This window comes from Flavobacteriales bacterium (assembly GCA_025210295.1).
Lineage (GTDB): Bacteria > Bacteroidota > Bacteroidia > Flavobacteriales_D > Parvicellaceae > S010-51.
Window position 1 is genome coordinate 490,074 of sequence record JAOASC010000016.1, and the last position, 23,257, is coordinate 513,330.

Below are 23,257 nucleotides of genomic sequence, written 5' to 3' on the forward strand. Positions count from 1 at the left end.
AAAGAGATAAAGAAGTTTTCACCTTTATCTCTTTTTTAGGATTTTTTTAACATAATTATATTTAGTGCAACTTCTCAGGCTCTAAATAGAGTTCTCCTCCTTTGGCTTTAAACTCATCCATTTTCTCTTTCATTCCTTCTTCCAATGCTTCTTGATCATTTAAACCATGTTCTTTTGCATAGTCTCTAACATCTTGCGTGATTTTCATTGAACAGAAATGAGGTCCACACATTGAACAGAAATGAGCTACTTTTGCGTTATCACTTGGCAATGTTTCATCATGATATGCACGTGCAGTGTCAGGATCTAAGGATAAGTTAAATTGATCCTCCCATCTAAATTCAAATCGAGCTAAACTCATTGCATTATCTCTAATTTGTGATCCTGGAAACCCTTTAGCTAAATCAGCAGCGTGAGCAGCTATTTTATAGGTAATTACCCCTTCTTTTACATCATCTCTATTAGGTAAGCCTAAATGTTCTTTTGGAGTTACATAACACAACATTGCTGTTCCATACCATCCAATATTTGCGGCACCAATCGCTGAGGTAATATGGTCATATCCAGGAGCTATATCTTGCGTTAAAGGTCCTAAAGTATAAAATGGAGCTTCAAAACAATCCCTTAGTTCTTTGTCCATATTTTCTTTAATCATGTGTAATGGTACATGGCCTGGCCCTTCAATCATTACCTGAACATCATGTTTCCAAGCAATTTTCGTTAATTCTCCTAGAGTTTCAAGTTCAGCAAATTGTGCTCTATCATTAGCATCAGCAATAGAACCTGGTCGTAAACCATCTCCTAAAGAAAAACCAACATCATACTGCTTCATGATTTCACAAATGTCTTCAAAATGCGTATACAAGAAGTTTTCTTTATGATGCGCCAAACACCATTTAGCCATTATTGAACCACCTCTAGATACAATTCCTGTTACTCGATTAGCTGTCATTGGAACATAACGTAGCAATACTCCAGCATGAATTGTAAAATAATCTACCCCTTGTTCAGCTTGTTCTATTAAGGTATCTCTAAACAGTTCCCATGTTAAATCTTCTGCTTTTCCATTTACTTTTTCTAATGCTTGATAAATTGGAACAGTTCCAATTGGAACAGGAGAATTACGGATTACCCACTCTCTTGTTTCATGGATGTTTTTACCTGTGCTCAAATCCATTACAGTATCAGCTCCCCATCTGGTTGCCCATACTGTTTTTTCAACTTCTTCTTCAATTGAAGAGGTCACAGCAGAATTACCAATATTGGCATTAATTTTCACCAAAAAATTACGCCCAATAATCATAGGCTCAGTTTCTGGATGATTAATATTATTGGGTAATACTGCTCTACCTGCAGCGATTTCAGAACGAACGAACTCTGGAGTTATCACATCAGGAATATTAGCTCCAAAACCTTGTCCTGGATGTTGATTAATCGTTCCTTTATATTCTTGTAAACGTTGATTTTCTCTAATAGCAACATACTCCATTTCTGGTGTAATAATCCCTTTTTTAGCATAGTGCATTTGGGTTACATTTGCTCCTTTTTTAGCTCTTAATGGATTTTGTAAATGCTGAAAACGCAAATGATTTAATTCACTATTTTCCAATCGTTCTTTACCATATTCAGAGCTTATACCATCTAATTCCTCAACATCTCCTCGATCCAAAATCCATTGTTTACGAATAGTAGGAATTCCTTTACGAACATCAATTTCAATTGAAGAATCAGTATAAGGACCTGAGGTATCATATACTGTAACAGGTGGATTAGCCTTTTTCTTAAACTCTCCATCTGTAAACATTGGTTTTGAATCTGTTAGAGTGATCTCACGCATTGCAACTCTAATGTCTTTATGCAACTCCCCTTTTACATATATTTTTTTAGATCCAGGAAATTCATCTCTTGTTATTTTTGAGGCTGAATTTGGAATATTATCTTTTTTTGCCATAGTTTTAAATCTTATGTTAACCGCCTTGAGTTGCAGTAATAATTATAATTTCATCATTGTTTTTTAATTCTTTTTCTTCCCAATCACTTTGAGCTACAACACTTTGGTTTAATGCCACGGCCACACCTCCATTATTTGCTAAATTATTTTGGTTTAAAAAGACTTTAAGCGTTACACCTTTGGGTAACTGAATTTTCTGTCCATTTAATTGAATAGTTATCATAGTTTAATCCATTAAACGACTGTAGCGAGCGCTAACTTTCAACTTTTCCTTCCGCTAGCATTATCTAGTTCAAGTAATAAGAGTATTTCTCAGCTTTATTTATAAAACCACAACTGGCTTCAAAGCACCTCTAAAGTCGTACGTAAAGATAATCAACTTTTTTTGAAGTTAATCTCACTTAGTTAAAGTTGTTGAAAGATGTGTGAAATCGTTAAAATCTTACCGTTTTATTTACGATGACACTCGATTCTTTAAAAACAAGTTCTATTTGACCTTTATCCTAAAAATAATTTTTAGCTTTGTCTAAACTTTATTTTCAACATTTCGAAATGGGGACAAAATCAGAAGAAGATCAAATAAAAGCTATTTACAGTTTAAGTGAAACAACAAATGGAGCTCCTATATCTACTAATGCTTTGGCTGAACATTTACAGATAAAGGCTGCAAGTGTCTCTGACATGTTAAAAAAGCTTGCCCAAAAAGGCTGGGTTAATTACGTTAAATATAATGGGAGTACACTAACAGAAGAAGGGGAAAAATTAGCTTTATCTATTATCAGAAAACATCGATTGTGGGAAACATTTTTAGTTAAAAACTTACATTTCAAATGGGATGAAGTTCATGAGATTGCTGAACAATTAGAGCATATTAAATCTGAGCAATTGATCGATAAATTAGCCAATTACTTAGGAAACCCTGATTATGATCCTCATGGCGACCCCATTCCTACAAAAGATGGGATCATCAATGATCATCGAAAGTCCATTTTATTGGCAGAATTAAAACAAGAAGAACAAGGTGTTATCGTTGGTGTTAATGACTCTTCCTCTGCTCTTCTTCAGTACCTTACTAAAGAAAACTTGGTATTAGGGACTCCTGTAAAAGTGCTGGAAATCTTTGATTTTGACAATAGTTTTAAAATCGAAAGTAAAGGAAAAACATACAATATTTCTGAACAAATTACTCAAAATATCTTTATTCAAAAACACTAATTTAAACTATGTGGTGGACAAATTTAATTCATTGGTTTTCTGAGCTACACCCTGTATTGGCAGCTTTAATTGCGACAACATTTACATGGTTGGTGACTGCTGCTGGAGCTGCTCTAGTTTTTTTCTTTAAATCATTAAATCGTGGAGTCTTAGACTCTATGCTTGGTTTTACAGGAGGGGTAATGGTTGCTGCTAGTTGTTTTGGGTTACTTGGCCCTTCTATTGATATGACTGGTGGAGAAGGTTTTGCTAAAGCAATGCCTGCTGTAATTGGTTTTATTATTGGAGCTATATTTCTTTACGGTCTTGATAAAGTGATGCCCCATCTACATATTAATTTCAAAGAAGATGAAAAGGAAGGGGTAAAATCGAATTTACACCGTACTACCCTATTAATTCTTGCGATTACTTTACACAACATCCCAGAAGGGTTGGCTGTCGGAGTCATTTTTGGAGCTGCAATGGGGGAATTTGAAATGGTCAATACTGCTGTTATTTTAGCTATCGGAATTGGGATACAAAATTTTCCTGAAGGATTTGCTGTTGCGATGCCACTAAGACGTGAGGGAGTTAGCAGAAGAAAGAGCTTTTGGTATGGACAACTTTCTGCAATAGTTGAACCTATCTTTGGAGTAATTGGTGCTGCTGCGGTTTTATATTTTGAACCAATACTACCTTATGCTCTAGCATTTGCTGCGGGTGCAATGATCTATGTTGTTGTAGAAGAAGTTATTCCAGAAACACAACGAGATAAATACACAGATGTAGCTACCCTAGGCTTTATGATTGGTTTTGTATTAATGATGGCTTTAGATGTGGGATTGGGCTAAAAATCACCATTTATCGAAATAGAGACACATCTCCTTTATAACTTCTAATTTCGTTATCAACTGATACTGTTAAAAACCAATAATAAACGCCTTCTATAGCTTTCTGTCCATTGATCATACCATCCCAACCATGATTTTGATTCGTTGAAGAGAACACTTCTTTACCCCATCGGTCAAAAACATTAAAAGAAATAGCCTCTACATAACCTCTTATGTAAAGCACATCATTCTCACCATCATTGTTTGGGGAAAATGCACTTGGAATGAAAATATTATTGATTGGTTCAATAATTAGTTCTTTAGATAGCGTATCTGAACATCCAACAGAATCAAAGACAATCAATTCTACTTCATAAGTTCCTATATCTGAGTATAGGTATTCAGGACTGTAATTTAGGCTATCAATATCACCGTTGTCAAAATTCCACACCCAATTTATAGCACCTGTACTATTGTTAGAAAAGGTTATCAAAGCATTGTTTATTGTTGTTTCTTCAGGGGTTATATCAAAATTTGCTATTGGTTTAGGTAATACATGAATCAATGACGTTTTATTCAAAGTATCGAAACACCCTTGTGCATTTTCTGCTACTAATACCACATCATATGTTCCTGAATTTTCGAAACAATGTCCATTAAAAGCATTAGTTGTATGCTCTACTCCATTTCCAAAATCCCAATAAAGGTTAGTAATGCCAATTGAATCATAAGATTCGCTTTTAAAAGTAACACAAACTCCTGGACATCCGGCTGTCTCATCTTCTGAAAAAAGAGCTTGTGGCTTTGGAAAGATAGAAATCATCTGTGTGCTACTATCAGTACACCCTTCGGTTGATATAGCTGATAATTCTACAACATATTCGCCTTCACTGACATAATTGTATAAAGGATTATCAATGGATGAACTTCCTCCTGTTCCATCGTTAAACTGCCATAAATAAGATACATTCCCATTTCCTTGAATAGTTGTTAAATTCTCAAACAACATCTCTTGTTCATTGATACAACTATGATTGGCTAAAAAGTTTACTTCTGGTGTTGGAGCCACATTTAATGTTGTAACCATTGTATCTGTACAACCATTGCTCGACATGCCTATTAATGTTACAGAATAATTTCCTGAATTTTGATAACTATGAGCTAATTCTGTATTGGTCGTGTTTAAATTAACTACTGTACCGTCTCCAAAATCCCAGTGAATTTCTTCTATAGAATTAGGGGGATCTACAACTATACTGTCAACGACCAATAAAGAATCATTTTGACAAATATCGTTTAACGAAAATGCTACTTCAGGAGATGCTACTATTGATAATTGTTTAGTCATTGAATCTGTACAATTATGATTAGAAGTCACCACTAACGACACTTGATAATCACCTGTACTTGAGTAATAGTGTTCTTCTGAAACTTGACTACTATTAGTTCCATCTCCAAAATTCCAATGGTAATCTGTTATCAAATCTGGTGCAGCAATGAATGAATGGTTTTCAAAAACTGTCCCTTGGTATAGACAATAAATTGAATCATTAAATAATGCTTGTGGCATTCCATGAACAACGATATTATTACTTGCCGTATCTATACATCCATTAGAGCCATTAACAATAAAATGAACGGTATAATTCCCTGTACTATCAAAGATATGCGCAGTTTGATTAACAGTATCTATTAAATTGGCATCTGTAGACCAAAGTACATTACTTATCGTTGATGGTGTGGCTATCACTCCATTTCCTACAAGGGATATAGAGTCTGACAAACATATTTCATTGCTTATTGTTGCTGTTGCACTTGGTTTTGGTAAAATTATGATTTGTTGTTCTTGGCTTACGCATCCTGATACTGTGTCTGTCAAACTTATTAAAGTCGTTCCTTGATTTACGCCCAATAAATCGGTATTAACTATGTTAGCGATATTACTATTCGTGACCAGCCATGAAGTAGAATCTACTATTGGCAAATTTATAGAAGCTTCTTCACATAATGTATTGGGAGAAATTGATGGTATCACAGGTACTTCATTAACCATTACATTTTGGACAGAAGAATCACTCATACATCCTGTAATAGTATCAATAATATAAATATTAGCTGTTCCTTCGGCTATTCCTACCAAATCATTATTGAGTATATTTAGAGTATTACTTTGAATAAGTTGGTGATTTGCAAGTGTTATTGATAAGGTATCCCCCTCACAAAGCTGCCAGTTTGAATTGGGAAGAACAGGGCTCTCTCCAACCACAATATTAAGTTCTTCAGCTAAAGAATAACCGCAAATATTTTTTCCTACAACGCTCAAAACTCCAGATGAATCTGGCGAGAAAAATAAAGAATCATGACTTCCTATAGAATCACTAAAACCAGCATAGGACCATATAAAATAGTCTATATCTGAACTCCCTTGAATGGTATATAATATTGAATCGAGATCACAAACTACTGAATCTCCATCAATATTTGTTGTAAGTACTGGTCTACTTGCAGAGTCTGCGAAAACATTGATAGAATCCTGTACAATACAATTTTGTCCATAATCAACAGTAATGCTATAAACCCCATAATCTGTAACAAATAATGTATCATTAGTTGAACCATCATTCCAAAGAAATGTTGTGTTTGGAGTTGAAAAGAAATCATTGGTATATATTGTATGTCCTATACTTGGAAATGGGCATGATACCTCTACATCAGTTCCTAACCCTATCATTCCATTATTGGTGTTGGGAGCAAAAGTAAAACCTACATTATTTCCAGCATCAATACTATTTAACTCTACATCAACAACTGTATAAGAACCTGTTGCATCCAATCCTCTAAAATTGACATAATCTACTCTAACACTTCCGCCTAAAATATCAATATTGGCTCTTGTAGTTGTTGAGGATGAACGAATAAATAGAATATAACATGGATTTCCACTAAAATAAAACTTATTGTTTATTGTCTGTGTTTTATTGGCTTGTAAAGTATAGTTATTACCAGCTGTAAATAATAATGTATCAAAAACATTATCCCCTCTTAATTCTCCTGAAGTCATAAACACCATTTTTTCAGCTAAAAATGGACCTTCAACCTCAGCTTCGGCAGGAGTTGGATCGGAAAACAAGACATGATAGTATTGGTGTTGATTATCTCCTTTAAAATCTCTAAAACTATTGTGAAGCGGGTTAATAAAGTCTATAATACTTGTCCCAGCATTTAATAGTGAATTATTCCCATAATACTCCCACCCAGAGTAATAAGCTTCAATATCAATAGCAGAACTCCCAAGCACTAAGTTTCTATTCAAACTTCCATACGACCTAAACTGAAACAATGTAATATCTTGGTTATTGGTATATAAATTCCCTTCCAAAAACATTAATATCCTACAATCAAATGCATCTTGAAACGTCCACTCTCCAGAACTACTAAACTCAAAATCTTTTAATACCTCAACACCATTTGAAGTAATGAGTTCTCCGGTGTTTATTGATTTAAATCTAGTTTTAGAAATATCATAAATCATATCAGCTTGCATGGTCCATGATCCATAGACATCTAAAAAATTAGTGTTTGCGCTAATAATTGTTGGTGTATTTAATGCTCCGATAAATGTAATATCACGACAATATTGTGTTATTCCGTCTAAGGTTACCACATTATTCCCTATAGTAAAACCACTATTATTGTTAAAAACTACATTGTCTAATGGCGTAGGAACACAACCTCCATTTGAAGCGGGGTACACTCCATTGTTTACTGTTGACCAGTGTGTATTGTCGTTCCAATTTCCTGTTCCTCCTACCCAATACAAGGTCGTTCCTGTAGCTGGTGGAAATGTAATATTGGTATTATTCCCTATATCAAAGGAACTATTGGCCAACAAAGGAATATTCCCTGTGGCTTGTATATCTTTTATTGATAAGTTATCTAATGAAGTGCTTCCACTGATATTGAGTATTGCTTGATTTCCTGCATTAGTTGACTCTACATTAATTAGCCCCTGACAAGGAGGAGCTGAAGCAGAGAAATGAGCGACAACTGTTTGGGTATTGTTGGCTTGCAGTACATAGTTACAGCCTGCTGAAAAAATTAATGTATCAAAGGTATTATTGTCAGCTATTTTACCCGAGCTCATAAACATCATCTTTTCAACCTGAAAAGGGCCATCAACTTCTGCAATTCCAGGATTAGGATCTGAAAAAAGAATACGATAATATTGATGATTATTATCTCCTCTAAAATCATTAAAGCTGTTGTTTAGTGTATTAATAAAATCGATTGTACTTGTACCTGCATTCAAAGTTGAGTTAGCTCCTTGATATTGCCATCCTGAATTTGATCCTTCAATAACAACAGACGAACCTCCCAATATTAAATCTCTATTTAATGCCCCACTTGATCTAAACTGCATTAAGGTTAGGGTTTGATTGTTCGTTACTAAATTCCCCTCAATAAAAGTTAATATTCGTGCATCAAAATCATCTTGAAACGTCCATTCTCCAGAACTACTAAACTCAAAATCTTTCAACACTTCTACCCCATTTGAAGTAATTGTTTCTCCTGTATTTGTTGATTTAAAAATAGTTTTTGAAATATCATATACCATATTCGCTTGCATTGTCCACGATCCATAGACATCTAAATAATTGGTATTTGCTCCAGTTATTGTTGGAGTATTTAATGCTCCTACAAAGGTAATATCTCTACAATATTGAGTTATCGCATCTAGCGTAACAGTGTTATTAGCTGTAAAACCACTATTATTGTTAAATACAACATCATCTAAAGGAGTTGGAACACAACCACCACTAGATGCTGGGTATATTCCATCATTAACAGTTGACCAATGTGTATTATCATTCCAGTTACCTGTTCCTCCTACCCAATACAACGTGGTTCCTGTAGCTGGAGGAAATGTGATGTTGGTATTATTCCCTATATCAAAAGAACTGTTGGCTATTAAAGGTACATTTCCTAATGCTTGAATATCTTTTACTGATAAATTGTCTAGAGCTGCTGTCCCTTGAATACTAAGGTTTGCCTGATTACCTGCAATTGTTGACTCTATATTAATCAACCCTTGACATGGTGGAGCTGAAGCAGAAAAGTGGGCTACAACTGTTTGGGTATTATTGGCTTGCAAGACATAATTATTTCCTGCCGAAAAAATAAGTGTATCAAAACTATTATTTCCTTTTAATTCTCCCGAACTCATAAACACCATTTTTTCAACTTGAAATGGACCTTCTACTTCTGCTTCTCCGGGGTTAGGGTTACTAAATAATACTCTATAGTATTGTTGGTTATTATTCCCTTCAAAATCTTTAAAACTTGTACTTAATTGATTTATAAAATCAATGGTACTTGTTCCTGCATTTAAAATATGGTTCGTTCCATCATAAGACCATCCTGAACTAGTTCCCTCTATTATAATTAATGAGCTTCCTAATGTTAAGTTTCGAGTCAAGTTTCCTGCAGACCAAAAGCGTGATAATGTTAGGGTCTGATTATTAGTTATTAAACTCCCTTCAGTAAAAGATAGCATTCGAGCATCAAAATCATCTTGAAACGTCCATTCTCCAGCGCTGCTAAACTCAACATTATTCAACACCTCTACTCCATTAGAAGTAATTGTTTCTCCTGTATTTGTGGATTTAAAAACAGTTTTTGCAAGGTCATATACCATATTGGCTTGCATTGTCCATGATCCATATACTTCTAAAAAGTTAGTATTAGATTCGGTTATTGTTGGTGTGTTTAAAGCTCCTACAAAAGTGATGTCTTTGCATGTTGCTGACACATTAACTGTAACGGTATTATTCCCTATAGTAAAACCACTATTTGCATCAAAAATTACATTATCGTTAGGAGAAGGCACTACTGTTTGGATAATATTTCCTCCTGAAGTTGTTGCCCAGTGATTGATATCGCTCCAGCTCCCACTCCCATTAACCCAATAATAATCTAAAGCTGCAACTTTAAAAAAAGACAATACCAATACAAAACAAAGAATTATTCTTGTTTTCATAAAAAACGTTATTATCTAAAGATAATAATCTAAATTATTTTCACATTAATCTCAATAATAAAAAAAACAAAAATTATTAAACGTATTATTTTATTATTTTTAAGCTATGAAATACCTGTTATTATTTTCACTTTTATACACACAAGTATCATTTGCTCAAACTAACACTACTTTTCAAAAAGTATCCTCTAGTTTCCCTGTACAAGGCCGTTATCATTCCAATATATACTCATCTCCTAATGAGACCTATCGGACAAAAGAAAGAATTAATAGTAATAACGTAAACGTAATTGAAGAAAGTAAAGAATGGTTAGTTGTTAAATATCATATAGATGAAACAACACTTGCCTATGGATATATCAAACGTAAAGATGCCTATATAAAACAATATTCATTGAATGACGGTAAAATTTTAACTGTTTCACCTCAAACTTGGGATGGAAGTGACAATACATTTATTTTAAGTGTAGTAGACTATAAAACTGGTCAAATTATTGATTCTACAACTATTACCAATATGAATCATGGTTATCGATTTTTGGAGTTACCCTATCAATCTGGGCTAAAAGGAGTAAAAAAAATGATTCGTTTTCAAACGTACCGAGAATCATGTCCTGGTTTGACTCAAAATGATTATATAATTGTTACAGAAGACGGTACTATTCAACTACTTCTTTCTGATATTTCAACAGGGGAAATTGGTTGGGAGTATGAAACAACTTATCTACCAGTAAAATTTGGTAATGGAACAATTAAAGTTCTTCATTTCGATTATGAGGGAAAAATAATTAATTATGACACTGGAGAGTTAACCGAATTTAAAAATTCGCAGTCATTTAAAATTCCTCTAGATCAATTAATTATTAAACAAATAGAGATCGCTGATCCTGTAATCGAAAATGATGATTACGTGGTTGACGAAAACGATGAATATGTTATGAATATTATTCATAAAACTGAGGTTTACCGTTGGAACGGTAAACAGTTAATAAAAATAAAATAGTAACAGGTGTAACTTTTAGAGGGGGTCTTTTGTTCTACATATAACTAGAACAAGAAAATATGAAAACTATGAAATTTGTTATTATCCCCCTATTTTTTATCTCACTTCAGGTCATTGGTCAATTTAAAACGCTTTCCACTTTTAATAATTTGACCAATATAGCTGTAATAAACCCCGCTTTTTCAGGTGGAAAAACTGAATATTCTATCTTTTTAAATCTCCAAGAATATTCTAATTCTCAAATGGCCAGTATCAATTACAATAAAGGATTGAGTGGTTTTAGCTTATTCCACTTCAATACGAATTATACATTATTTGAACACGAGAATACTCACACCTCTTCCATACAATATGGAGGGCGCATTCAATTAGCTAAAAATCATCAATTAAGATTAGGGATTGGACTCACCCAAAATAGCTTTCCTGTTTATTCCAATTCAAATTATAACTATATCACCTCCACTCAACTTTCTACAAAGTATGGTATCGCATACGAAAATCAATACTTTTATATTGGAGCTTCTCAAGCTAACATTCCTATCTCCAAACGATCTATAGATTATTATCAAAATAATTTATTAAGCATTCAAGCTGGAACAAAACTAACTATTCCTGAACTTGGAGGCATCATTATAAAACCATCATTTTTATACTTGAACTATGAAGGTGCTTATCATTTTGCTCAAGTTAATTTAGCCTTAAATCGAAAACAATTGGGATTAAATTTGGGCTATAGAAACAATGACACCTTTTTGATGGGAGGGGGATGGAATTTTGTTAATGGCTTTTCTATTAATTATGCTTATAAGATGACGATATCAAAATTGAGTATTGCTATGTATAACAATACACACAATCTGCAACTCTTATATCAAAGAAAAGCTAAAGCCTCTTCAACAGTTAACTTTCCTTTCTTTAATTAGTCAGTTATTACTCGTTTTCTTACTGCTTTGGCAGGAATACCTTGATAAATGGTATAGGCCTGTAAATCGGAAGAAGCTACAGATTTAACAGATAAAACGGCATGGGAATAACATGTTACATTAGGCCCAACAACGGCATGGGCACCTATCCAAACACCATCCTCCAAAGTAATTTCACCTACAATAAGGTCAAACGCAACTTTTTTATAATCATGGTTTCCACACAACAACATGGCTCCTTGTGACACACACACATTAGCACCAATGACAGTTGGAGCTAGATTATCGATCCATACTTGTTCTCCAATCCAAGAGTTTTCTCCAATGGTTAATAACCATGGATATTTGATGTTAACATTGGGTTTAATAACAACGTTTTTTCCCACTTTAGCTCCAAAAAGCTTTAAAAAAAAGACCTTGCTCCCACTCCATCCGTTTAATCGATTTTGAAAGACCCAAACATTGACCAAAAACCACAATAAGCGTTTTATTTTCCCACCTGGTTGGTACCAACTGTTGTTGAATTTGGATAAATCTGTTTGTTCCATCCTTTCTTTTATTTAACGTTGTATTGCAAACTTAATCAACAATGGGTTATAGGAGTCTGTCACATCAATGGCTAACCAACCATACTTTTCGTTAAACTTGAACCCAATATAATTTATTCCATCAGCATCTATCCAGCAACCAGCTACGCCACTTCCTGTTTCTTTCCACATACTCAATTGAGTGTTCACCTCACTCCATTCTAAATGCGCTCCTATTTTTTGTCCTTGTTGAATAGTATCACACCAGTATACAGTTGATAGGTTCCCATTAATTTGGAGCGTTTCACTTGTCATAGCTATCGCTATATTTGCACCTCCCTCTATAATGCAGTTAGGCTGTGGATTAGGAGTTAGCCCGTTTAGCAGATGTAAACTATCTTGATTTAAAATATCCATTGCAATTGTTAAATCTGTCACACCATCAAAGTCAAAATCCAACGTTGATATTCCATTTCCGTATAAATTCATCGAATCATAATTTACGGTTATTGCAACGGGATTAGGAAAAGTATAACTAAACATAGAAGTATCCTCCTCGCCTGCATAAACAGGTGGAAGCTCTGTTTCAGCTAACTGATTGTCTATCGGTTGTTCTTTTTTACAAGCTGCAACACTTAATAGTAAAAGACTTAATATAAATATTAACCACTTCATGGAAGTAACAAAACTAAGGCTTATTTCTCCCTTTTTCAAAAGAATATGAATACAAAATGTATCAAATAACAATAATTTTAAGCTTTTAACGTATAATACCCTCTAAACATTAGTATTATCATTACATTTGTTGGAGATTAAAATTATAAAATGAAGAAAATATTATTTTTTGTTACTTCACTTTTTGCATTAACGCAATATGCTCAAGTTACTATTTTAAATGCGGATTTTAATAATGGAATCCCAACTGGATGGCAATTAATCGACAACGATCAATTAGTTCCATACAATGATAATAGTGTTAATTTTATGACAAATGCCTGGAATCTTGTTGAGGATTATGATTCTACAGGAATAGGAGACTCTATATTGGTGGCTACTTCATGGTTTGAAACTTCTGGAGAAGCTGATGATTATTTGATTTCTCCTGCAATAACACTTGGTAATTATGGAAACTTTATTTCTTTTGATTTAAGATCTATTGATGCCTCTCATCCTGATGGTTTTCAAGTATTATATTCTACTGAAGGTACTGCACTTAGTGATTTTAGCAACAGTCCTTTATTATATGATTCTATCGCTATCTCTCCCTACTGGACTCGTTATACTGTTAATTTAGATGAGTTCTCATTAAATAATCAAACCATTCATTTTGCCTTTAGGCATTATGCCACTGATCAATATGTCTTAGCGTTAGATAACATTTCTATTGTAATTAATGATCCTGTATCTATTGATGAAACAATATCAACTCTATTTCAGTTTTATCCCAACCCAGCAACTGACAGAATCACTTTTGAAAACATTGAAATGGGACAACCTATTACGATTACTGATTTGAGCGGTCAACTTATTCAAACGTTAATACTCAACAACAAAAGCATTGATATTGATCTACCTAATGGTCTATACTTAATAAATGTAGGTGGTACTGTTCAAAAACTAATCATTAAATAAATTGAGTTAAAGTCAATACATTTCAAATTACTTTTTACTTTTGCAAAAACTATAAATTAATAAACATGTCTATAGCTCAAATATTTGAAAGCGGAGAAAGAACACAAGATAAAGGTCACTTTAAAAACTTAGTTTTAATTGCTAATGCTGATGGCGTTGTCACTGAGGAAGAAACTAAATTATTAAACCGAATTGGTAAGAACATTGGCTTGAATGAAGAGCAAATCAATGCTATTAAGGAAAATCCATCTCAATTTGCTGTGATACCTCCTGTAAGTAAAGTTGAACGTTTAGAACAAATGGTTCAATTAATTAAGATGATGAAAGCAGATGGTAGTATTGACCAACACGAGTATAGCTTATTGGAATTATTGGCTGTTCGTTTAGGGTTTAACTCACTAGATGATGTTGATGTAAAAAAAGCAATAGAGTTATTAGCCGCTGGTGAAGATGTTGAATCAATTGCTGAAGCTATAGCATAAAAAATACTTAACTTAAAAAAAATGGGCGATGATCTATCTAGATTATCGCCCATTTTTTTTACTATTATCCTTTTAGAAATTCTTTTGTAACACTTACTACTTCTGGATTCCAAAGCATTCTATAATGTCCTATTTTTTGCATTTTATGCAATTTTATTTCTGGATGCATTTCAACGATTTCTTCAGAATTAGAATAGGGTAAAATCTTATCGTATTCATCGTGAATAATTAATAGACTCTTATAATCAGCTTTTTTTAATTTCTTGGCTATTGTATACTCTTCAATAGGTTCATGAATAATTTTATTTTTAGCGATCTCTAACATATTATGATAGGCTCGGTCTCCCATTTTGACAAAGTTTTTAAATTCATCAAAAATATTTTTAACCTTATTAGGAGCTGTTAAGAATACCACTTTATCGGCTTTATAACCTGAAGTAGCAAGTCCCATGGTTGTCACTCCTGAACCAAAGGAATGTGCTACGACATCAAATCTTTCTTGAGGGTTAATATACGCTAAAACTGTTTTAAATGCTTCACCACTCTCAACCATATTGGTTCTTTTCTCGTCATGGTATCCGTGAGCTGGAAGACTAATTCCAATAATTCGATAAGCGTTCGTTTCCATCAACCCTTTAGCAAAAAGTGTTAAGCTACCGATATTAGAATCCCATCCGTGAATTAAAAAGATTAACTTTCCCTCTGGATTTCCCAATTCATAACATTGCAATGGCTTATGGTTTTTAAATGGTACTTTAAACGCCTTGGATAAAGTAAAAAATTCTACTTCTTTTGATTTTATTTTTTTCAACCGAACTTTACTAAAAACCTTTACTCCATGTTTTGCAGCAAGTTTAGGTGCAATTGCTGAAGTAATTTTAAAATAATTCTGTATTAATTTTACTTGACTACTCATTTCGTTTAGCTTGTTTTTGTTTATAAAATGTTTTGGAGGCTACGTAAATTTGCTTGGTTATATTAGCATATACGGTTCCTTGTAAATCCTCAAAGACCACAGGTAGATCAATGCTATATTCTCCATTTTCTACAACTTCTCTTTTAAGTTTATTGATTAGATCATCTGTTATTAAAAACCGTGTATATACTGTTTTTTTTATGGGCTTCTTAAATTGAATTTCAGCTGACTTATCCCATACTACATAATTCTCTCCTAATATCTTCATCAATTGTGCCATATAAATAGGATCAATAGAGGCATAAATACTCCCTCCAAAAACTGAGCCTACAATATTTTTAGTCCTCCATGTTAGCGGTAACTTTACCTGTACTTCTCTCCAATCATCAGAGATAAATACCACCTTTCCTCCCGTTCCTCTATACGGAGGTATATGATTGAAAATCAAACGGCTTATCTTATTCTTTAACCCTTCTTTTTTATTTGTTTTTAATACTGTCATCTGTAAAATATACCAAACGGTATAATTTTGAGTAAAAAAATATTATACCTTTAATTCTTTATCAATTGTATAATCTATATGATCTGTCATTTCTTTTAAATAAGCCTCGTTTTTTCTGATTACTGCCATAAAAATAGCCCCCTCTAATTTTGAGAAAAACAAACGGGCATACTTAATGGGTTCAATCTCTTGCTTTATTTCTTGTTTAGCTATTCCATTTTGAATTACCTCAGCAATACTCTCTTCTAACTTTTGAATTACATAATCTACCCTGGTCAGCAATAATGGATGGAGATGGTTGGCATCAATACCAACATTTAAAATTGGGCACCCACCCAGATGAATCGTCTCTTTAGTGTAATCTCTATAGAAGTTATTTAATGCTTTTAATTTACCTATTGAAGTAGTTTCAGCATCCATTCGCTCTCGAATCATTCCTAGAACAAATCGAATATTATGATTAAAAGCTTCTAATGATAGTTCTTCCTTATTTTTAAAGTTTCCGTATATCGCCCCCTTAGTTAATCCCGTTGCAGAAGTTAAGTCAGATAAACTTGTTCCCACATAACCTTTTTTATTGAATATAGGAGCTACTGTTCTAACTATATAATTTGCTGTTATTTCTGATTTAGACGCCAATTACTTATTTTTTACAAAGATATAAAATTAATATACCAATTGGTATATTTTTATACAAAAAGAAAGCCAAATCATACGAAATGGCTTTATTCTTATACAAACTATATAAAACAAAAGCTTATCATTTAACGAACTTGATCACTTCTTTTGTTCCATTATTGTGCAAAATAACTAATTGGTAAACACCATGACTATAGCTTTCTGTGTTCACAGTTGTTGCATTTCCAGTATATACAATTTTACCATCAATGCCATATATTGAAATCACATCATCAAACTGAAGACCATTAATCGTTAAAACATCTTTAACTGGGTTAGGGTAAATTACTATTTCGTTAGATTTAGAAAAATGAACAACTTGGATATCACTATAGGTATACGCTCCATTAAAATCAGTTTGCTTAAGTCTATAGTATGAAACTCCAGAATAAGGATCTTCATCAACAGTACTATAGGTAATCGACTGCGTACTATTTCCAGCACCTAAAACCTTTTCAATGGCTTCAAAATAAATCCCATCTTGACTTCTTTCTATTGTAAAGTAGTCATTATCTATTTCAGAAGCTGTTTCCCAAGACAAATCTACTTTGGTTCCATTTTCAACTGCTTCAAAATAGGTCAACTCTATTGGGAGTGGGTTATTGGTAGTTGTTGAGGCTAACGTAAAAGGACTAAAAGATGTTACAACTCCAGATGTTTCAACCCATCCGTCTGCTGTTGTACCTCCCCAACCACCATTTCCATGGTCTTTCCACATTGCACCATCCCATCTAGCTACAGCCAACTCTGGCTGATTGTCAACTCCACTACAACTAGATGTTCCATACGAATCATAATACAACCTTACATTTACTGCATTGGTAGTATTAGTTCGATCTAAAATCCAATATTCACAGTTAGAAATATGATCTAAAGTCACATCTTTTAACGAATGGCTCCATCCACTCAAATGTGGGTCAGTAGGGAAAAATTCGGCCATAAATTGAGCTGATGAACTCGATGGCGCTGAAATTTGGATTGGTCTATATGTTCCATTCTTACCAACTGGGAATTCGAATAGATCATTTCCTCTTTTTTGCAATGGACCATCTACAAATGCATTATCAGATACATTCGCAACGGTGGCATTGTCTCTCATTGTAATAAAATTAGTGGCATTAGAAATAATGTTTCCAGCAACTAAATCCAATTCAGTTTGTACATTAATAGGAATGTTTAATGTAATCTCATTTACCGTGTTATTTGTTCTTAGTCTTCTAAAGTTTGGCTCTGGAGATGAACTGACATCATTAATACTTTGAGGTGTAGTTCCGTCCATTTCTACACGACCAGTATTGGCTCCAAAATTGATTGTTGAATTAGCACTAATATTAATATCACCTGCATAAGTACTTGTTGAAGAATATGTTGGATAAACTAATCCAGTTGAAGTTTTCACATAAGTTACATCTCCATTGTGGTCACTTGCATTATTATTGGTTGGCATAAAATACCCAGTTCCAGAATTTCTAAAAGTCACATCATCATTGTAAATATTACCTCCATAAGATGCATCATTCGAACCACCAGTTTTTTCTAAGAAAGTTATTCCATTATAAGTTGTTTGTCTGGTATGTACTCGTGGTGAAATAAAAGTTACATTTCCATTCCACGTTGAAGTTCTATTTTCGAAACGGCTATTATTTGTTGTTGTAATTGCCTGTGGCGTATTTCCTAATTGCGTAAAGTTTCTAAAATAAAGGTGTCCATCTGTAAACCCATTAGTTCCTAATGATACTGTTTTTGTATTGGCTAGTGTTCCTGCCCCTCCTCCTTCACCAAATCGAATTCCATCGCAATTGGCTCCATAAGATTCTATTACAATATTCCCATTATAGCTATTGCTACTATTAGATCCATGATTAAAATAGCATGCTGAACTAGAAGCTGTTGCGGTATTTGTTAGAGAGATATCATCTGCAAAAACAATATCACCTTGGTTAGCGACATAGATTTGTTTATTAGAATTTGCTCCACCATTGATCATATCTACTGTAGAGTTAAATGTAGCTGAGCTGCTAGATCCATTTGCAATATATACATAACCTCTTGATGCAGTATTGGTATTATTAATATTTACTGTTCCGTCTACTGTTCCGTTTCCTGAATTATAGAAATAAATACGGTTATAGTTTGAGATTCCATTATTAATTACAGAAACATTTCCTACAATATCAACTGTTGAAGAAGAGCTACTTGCTACTCTAAACTCTCCAACATTGTTACTGGTAGAATTGTTCGTAATATCTAAATTCCCTTGAATAGAGACATCTCCTTGATCACCTAAGTATACATAACTATTATTAGCAGCAGAAAGATTATTCAAAGTTACATTACCCGAAATGTTTAATGTTGAAGCACTGTTATTACTGAAATACATATTACCTGTACCACTTCCTGTTGATGAGTTGTTAGCAACTAAATTACCCGCAACAGTATTTCCAGAACTGTTATAAGCCAAGTACATGTGATGAGCACTTAAATTATTCATTGTTAAATCTGCTTGAAATACATCTGCTGCTCCATTCCCCATTAAAAAATATCCTGTTCCTGTATTTCTTAGTTCCGTATTTCCAGTAAAAGTATTCCCTCCAGCACTTCCATCGTGAGAGGCGTTTGTTTTTTCCAAATAAGCTGTTCCTCTATATATTGTTCCTCTTGTGATCATTCTAGGTCCAGAAAAATTAACATCTCCTCCCCAGTCTGAATCATAATTATAAAAATACCCTGTTCCTGCAGGGGCCATATTAATTGTTTGTGCTGTAGCTCCTATTTGTGTAAAGTTTCTAAACCTTAACTCTCCAGCAGTATATCCATTTGCTCCAATTGTTACCGTTTTTGTTGCTGCCAAGGTTCCTGTTCCATTTCCTTCTCCAAAAGCGATTCCATCAGAATTAGCATGATAAGACTCTACAATTATATTTTCATTGTACAGATTATTACTTGATGCGCTATGATTAGCATAAACTCTAGAATTATTAGCTGAAGAACTATTCGAAATTGTTAAAGAACCATTAAAAACAGCATCTCCTTGATTACTCAAATAAATACGAGAAAGGTTACCAGTCCCTGCATTTGTTACCTGTGTATTTCCTCCTATAGCAGCATACGATGTAGAAGAATTGGCTAAATAAATGTATAAATCATTTGATGTTCCCACATTACTCATGGTTAAATCGCCCGCTAAATTTAAGGTATCTGAAGAAGCTAAATAAATTTCACCTCTATTTCCAGTAGTATTATTCATTGCTATTAAATTCCCTCCTACTGCACTAATTTTTCCTCCATTCCCTAAGTAAATTCTATTGTTATTAGCAGATCCATTATTGGTTAATGTTACATTACCAGCGATTGAAATCTCTGAATTACTTCCTGAACATACATAAATACTTCCCGAATTGGTTCCTGATGCAGCGTTAGTAGCTGTTAAATTTCCAGCTATAGTATTTCCTGTTGATGTATGTCCTATGTATATATGACTGGTTCCAGAATTATTTAAAGTTACATTTCCTTGATAAATATCTGGAACATTTGCTCCTATTAAGAAATAACCTGTTCCGCTGTTATTCATGGTGTAATCTGCATCAAATGCATTGCCACCATCTGAATAATCGTTGTTTGCTCCATTTTTGGTCAAGTTAGCTGTTCTTCTATATCTTGTTCCTCTGGTGTACATTCTAGGTGCTGTAAAAGCAACATCTCCTCCCCAATCTGAATCATAATTATAAAATGTTGATGTACCAGTTAGTGCTATTGTATGCGCTGTATTTCCCGTTTGCGTAAAGTTTCTAAACCTAAGCTCTCCTGCTACGAATCCTCCACTTCCAATAGTTACTGTTCTTGTTGCAGCCAATACTCCTGTTCCAGTACTGTATCCAAAATAGATTCCATCTACATTACTGTTTGTGCTTTCTAAAGTGATGTTTCCGTTATAACTGTTGTTACTTGTTGCACTATTGTTACAATAAACTCTAGAATTGACTGCCGAGCTAGCATTTTCAATAGCTAAGTCTCCATTAAAAGTAACATCACCTTGGCTACCTAAATAAACATAACGGTTATCACCAGCTCCTGTATTTTGAACATCTGTTGTACCTGTAATTGTGACATTTGCTGTCGAATTATCACTAATATACACATAACCATTGGTCATTGTTCCAGTGTTTAAAATGTTTAAATCACCACCTAAATTAAAAGCATTATCATCAGCTACATATATTCTTGCAGTTGTTCCTGTAGCAAAATTATTCAATGTTAAATCTCCTGCTACAGACATTAATGTTCCCCCATTACTAATATAGATTTCACTTGTTGTAGATGAAGAAGTATTGTTGACCATACAGTTACCTCCAACAGTTAATGTAGAGTTCGTTCCTACATTGACTTGTACATTACTATATGCTCCTGTAGCTGAGTTAGTGATGGTTAAATCTCTAGCAATTGTATTTCCTGGTGAATTGTAAGCAATGTAAGCTCTACCTGAACCTGTATTATTAATTGTTACATCATTTCCGAATGTATCTGGATTTGTATTACCTAAAGAAAATGTCCCTGAGCCTGAATTGTTCATTTCTAAGTCAACATCAAATTGATTACCACCATTAGAATAATCTCCAGTTGCGCCTGTTTTTGTGAAAATCACACTATTTCTATATCGAGTTCCTCTGGTATAAAAAGTAGGTGAAGAAAAGTTTAAGTTTCCTCCCCAGTCAGAGTTGAATAACTCTAATCGAGCATCACCTGTTAATGTTAAGTTTTGATTCGTAGCTCCTACTTGGGTAAAGTTTCTAAGGTATAAATATCTTCCTAAAAACCCTGATCCTCCAACAGTTATTGTTGCTCCAGCTGCTAGCGTTCCTACTCCTTCAGAGTTCCCGAAATAAACACCATCATTAATCGCATTATTTGAACTAACAATAATGTTATCATTGTATATATTCGTTCCATTATTATCATGATTACAGTACACTTGGGAAGAATTTGCTGTAGCATGATTCTCAATTGTTAGTGTTCCATTAAAAGTAATATCTCCGTTATTCCCTAAATAAATTACAGAGGTAGCACCCGTACCTCCATTTTGAACAAGTACATTTCCCGTAATATCCACCGTTGAATTGGTACCATTACCTAACAGCACTTGAGCTGAATTCGAAGTTCCAGTCATCACATTTTCAATAGTAATATTCCCCCCAACTGTGACATCTCCGTTATTTCCTAAATAAACATTTTGTGCTGTAGAATTTCCATTATTATAAATAGACACATTTCCTGTGATAGCCACAGAAGAAGAAGTTCCGTTAGCAATGTATGATGATGCGCTTCCAGTAGGAGAATTATGCAAGGTAAAATCACCTGCTATAGTGTTTCCTATAGAATTATTTCCTACATAGACCCCGCTTGAGCTTGTGTTATACAATGTAAGATCACTATTAAAAACATCTGGGTTGGTGTTTCCAATCATAAAATAACCTGTACCACTATTTCTAAAGGTACAAGCATTGCTAAACGTATTCCCTCCATTTCCTGCATCATTGGTTGCTCCAGTCTTTTCAATATCTACAACTCCATTAAAAGTTGCTCCATCCAAATAAATTCTAGGAGCATCAAAATCAACATTCCCGTTAAATACTGTTCCAGTTCTAAACCTCAAAATAGCCGTCCCTGATAAAGATAAACTTTGAATAGTAGTGCCGCTTTGCACAAAGTTCTGCAACCTGAACTCTCCAGAAGTAAAACCTCCTACTCCTACTGCAATCACTTGAGAAGTTGCTAAAGTTGTCGTCCCTCCATTTTCTCCAAACCAAATCCCTCCTCCTGTATTACTTACAGTTAAGTTTCCATTCAATTGGTTTCCAACACTATTATAGGCCATTCTAAACCTACTTGTACTTGTATTCACTAATTCTAAATTACCATTGAAAATATCTGGGCTACCATTTCCCATCATCATATATCCAGTTCCTGAATTCGTTAACTTTACATCAGCATTGAATGTACACCCTCCGGTACCTCCACTAGAACCTCCTGAAGTTGTTTCCACATCAATTAAACCATTAAATACTCCTCCATTAAATTGAATAGCATTAGCGGTTCCTGTGATTCTTGAATTGATCGTTGACCCTAGAAATTCTACTGTACCAGTAGTATTTATATTAAGTGCTGAAGTACCTGGAGAATCGTTAATGGTTCCGTCTTGAAAACGTGAAGTACTATTTCCATTTAGGTTAAATGTATTTCCGTTAATATCAATTACTCCTACATAACCTGAAAGTACTCTTATATTATTGATATTTACCGCAATATCAACATTACAATCTCCAGTAAAATTAGTTGTAAACACTGCCGTTTGCGCACCTGTGGGAGCACCTAAACCATCTGGTAAACCAGTTGCTGAAGATGACCAACTGTTGCTACTCCAATTTGATGGAGCAGAAGTTACCCAATACCTGTTTTGAGAAAAGACAAAAGAAATGCTAAATAGCATTAACAAAAAAAGACTACACCTTTGCATATATTTATATTCAAATTATATCAATAAAAAACACTCTGGGGTAGTCGTTTTTTTATCTTGGAGTAGTCAAA

Annotated in this window: 15 protein-coding genes and 1 riboswitch; of the genes, 6 read left to right on the top strand and 9 right to left on the bottom strand. The window is 33.9% G+C overall.

Going from position 1 to position 23,257, the window contains the following annotated elements; genetic code table 11:
- Positions 1-61: 61 nt before the first annotated feature.
- Together thiC and thiS are read right to left on the bottom strand one after the other, a co-directional pair.
- Positions 62-1,951, bottom strand: a complete 1,890-nt coding sequence (thiC, locus tag N4A35_04745) for a phosphomethylpyrimidine synthase ThiC (GenBank protein ID MCT4580706.1) — start codon at positions 1,949-1,951, stop codon at positions 62-64.
- Between the two features lie 16 nt (positions 1,952-1,967).
- Positions 1,968-2,174 (bottom strand): sulfur carrier protein ThiS, encoded by a 207-nt coding sequence (thiS, locus tag N4A35_04750; GenBank protein MCT4580707.1) that lies wholly within the window; start codon positions 2,172-2,174, stop codon positions 1,968-1,970.
- Positions 2,175-2,203: 29 nt separating this feature from the next.
- Positions 2,204-2,316: riboswitch (TPP riboswitch) on the bottom strand.
- Between the two features lie 187 nt (positions 2,317-2,503).
- Between thiS and N4A35_04755 the strand changes: the two genes are divergently transcribed.
- On the top strand, positions 2,504-3,166 hold the full coding sequence (locus N4A35_04755) for a metal-dependent transcriptional regulator (protein MCT4580708.1): 663 nt from the start codon (positions 2,504-2,506) through the stop codon (positions 3,164-3,166).
- Positions 3,167-3,174: 8 nt separating this feature from the next.
- On the top strand, positions 3,175-3,996 hold the full coding sequence (locus N4A35_04760) for a ZIP family metal transporter (GenBank protein ID MCT4580709.1): 822 nt from the start codon (positions 3,175-3,177) through the stop codon (positions 3,994-3,996).
- Positions 3,997-4,006: 10 nt separating this feature from the next.
- Here N4A35_04760 and N4A35_04765 read toward each other — a convergent pair whose 3' ends face one another.
- Positions 4,007-10,012 carry a PKD domain-containing protein gene (locus N4A35_04765; protein MCT4580710.1) on the bottom strand — a complete coding sequence of 2,002 codons (6,006 nt, stop codon included), beginning with the start codon at positions 10,010-10,012 and terminating at the stop codon, positions 4,007-4,009.
- Positions 10,013-10,118: 106 nt separating this feature from the next.
- Between N4A35_04765 and N4A35_04770 the strand changes: the two genes are divergently transcribed.
- Positions 10,119-11,015 (top strand): hypothetical protein, encoded by an 897-nt coding sequence (locus N4A35_04770; protein ID MCT4580711.1) that lies wholly within the window; start codon positions 10,119-10,121, stop codon positions 11,013-11,015.
- A 68-nt stretch (positions 11,016-11,083) separates the two neighbouring features.
- Entirely contained in the window at positions 11,084-11,938 is an 855-nt protein-coding gene (locus N4A35_04775; GenBank protein ID MCT4580712.1) for a type IX secretion system membrane protein PorP/SprF, read from the top strand.
- On the opposite strand, the gene N4A35_04780 is transcribed toward N4A35_04775, so the two are convergent.
- A complete protein-coding gene (locus tag N4A35_04780) occupies positions 11,935-12,486 on the bottom strand; it encodes a WcaF family extracellular polysaccharide biosynthesis acetyltransferase (GenBank protein MCT4580713.1) in 552 nt (183 codons plus the stop codon). The genes N4A35_04775 and N4A35_04780 overlap by 4 nt on opposite strands.
- Positions 12,487-12,498: 12 nt before the next feature.
- Positions 12,499-13,140 carry a hypothetical protein gene (locus tag N4A35_04785; protein ID MCT4580714.1) on the bottom strand — a complete coding sequence of 214 codons (642 nt, stop codon included), beginning with the start codon at positions 13,138-13,140 and terminating at the stop codon, positions 12,499-12,501.
- A gap of 150 nt (positions 13,141-13,290) precedes the next feature.
- On the opposite strand from N4A35_04785, the gene N4A35_04790 reads away from it, so the two are divergent.
- Positions 13,291-14,097, top strand: coding sequence for a choice-of-anchor J domain-containing protein (locus tag N4A35_04790; GenBank protein MCT4580715.1), 807 nt, complete (start codon positions 13,291-13,293; stop codon positions 14,095-14,097).
- A gap of 65 nt (positions 14,098-14,162) precedes the next feature.
- Entirely contained in the window at positions 14,163-14,579 is a 417-nt protein-coding gene (locus N4A35_04795) for a TerB family tellurite resistance protein (protein ID MCT4580716.1), read from the top strand.
- Positions 14,580-14,643: 64 nt separating this feature from the next.
- Here N4A35_04795 and N4A35_04800 read toward each other — a convergent pair whose 3' ends face one another.
- The 4 genes from N4A35_04800 to N4A35_04815 all read right to left on the bottom strand — a co-directional run bounded on the left by N4A35_04800 (position 14,644) and on the right by N4A35_04815 (position 23,186).
- Positions 14,644-15,495: an alpha/beta hydrolase gene (locus N4A35_04800; GenBank protein ID MCT4580717.1), complete on the bottom strand. Its 852-nt coding sequence runs from the start codon at positions 15,493-15,495 to the stop codon at positions 14,644-14,646.
- On the bottom strand, positions 15,488-15,997 hold the full coding sequence (locus tag N4A35_04805) for a DUF4442 domain-containing protein (protein ID MCT4580718.1): 510 nt from the start codon (positions 15,995-15,997) through the stop codon (positions 15,488-15,490). Before N4A35_04805 ends, N4A35_04800 begins: the two co-directional genes overlap by 8 nt.
- Positions 15,998-16,039: 42 nt before the next feature.
- Entirely contained in the window at positions 16,040-16,636 is a 597-nt protein-coding gene (locus N4A35_04810; protein ID MCT4580719.1) for a TetR/AcrR family transcriptional regulator, read from the bottom strand.
- A gap of 121 nt (positions 16,637-16,757) precedes the next feature.
- Positions 16,758-23,186 carry a hypothetical protein gene (locus N4A35_04815; GenBank protein ID MCT4580720.1) on the bottom strand — a complete coding sequence of 2,143 codons (6,429 nt, stop codon included), beginning with the start codon at positions 23,184-23,186 and terminating at the stop codon, positions 16,758-16,760.
- Between the last annotated feature and the right edge of the window lie 71 nt (positions 23,187-23,257).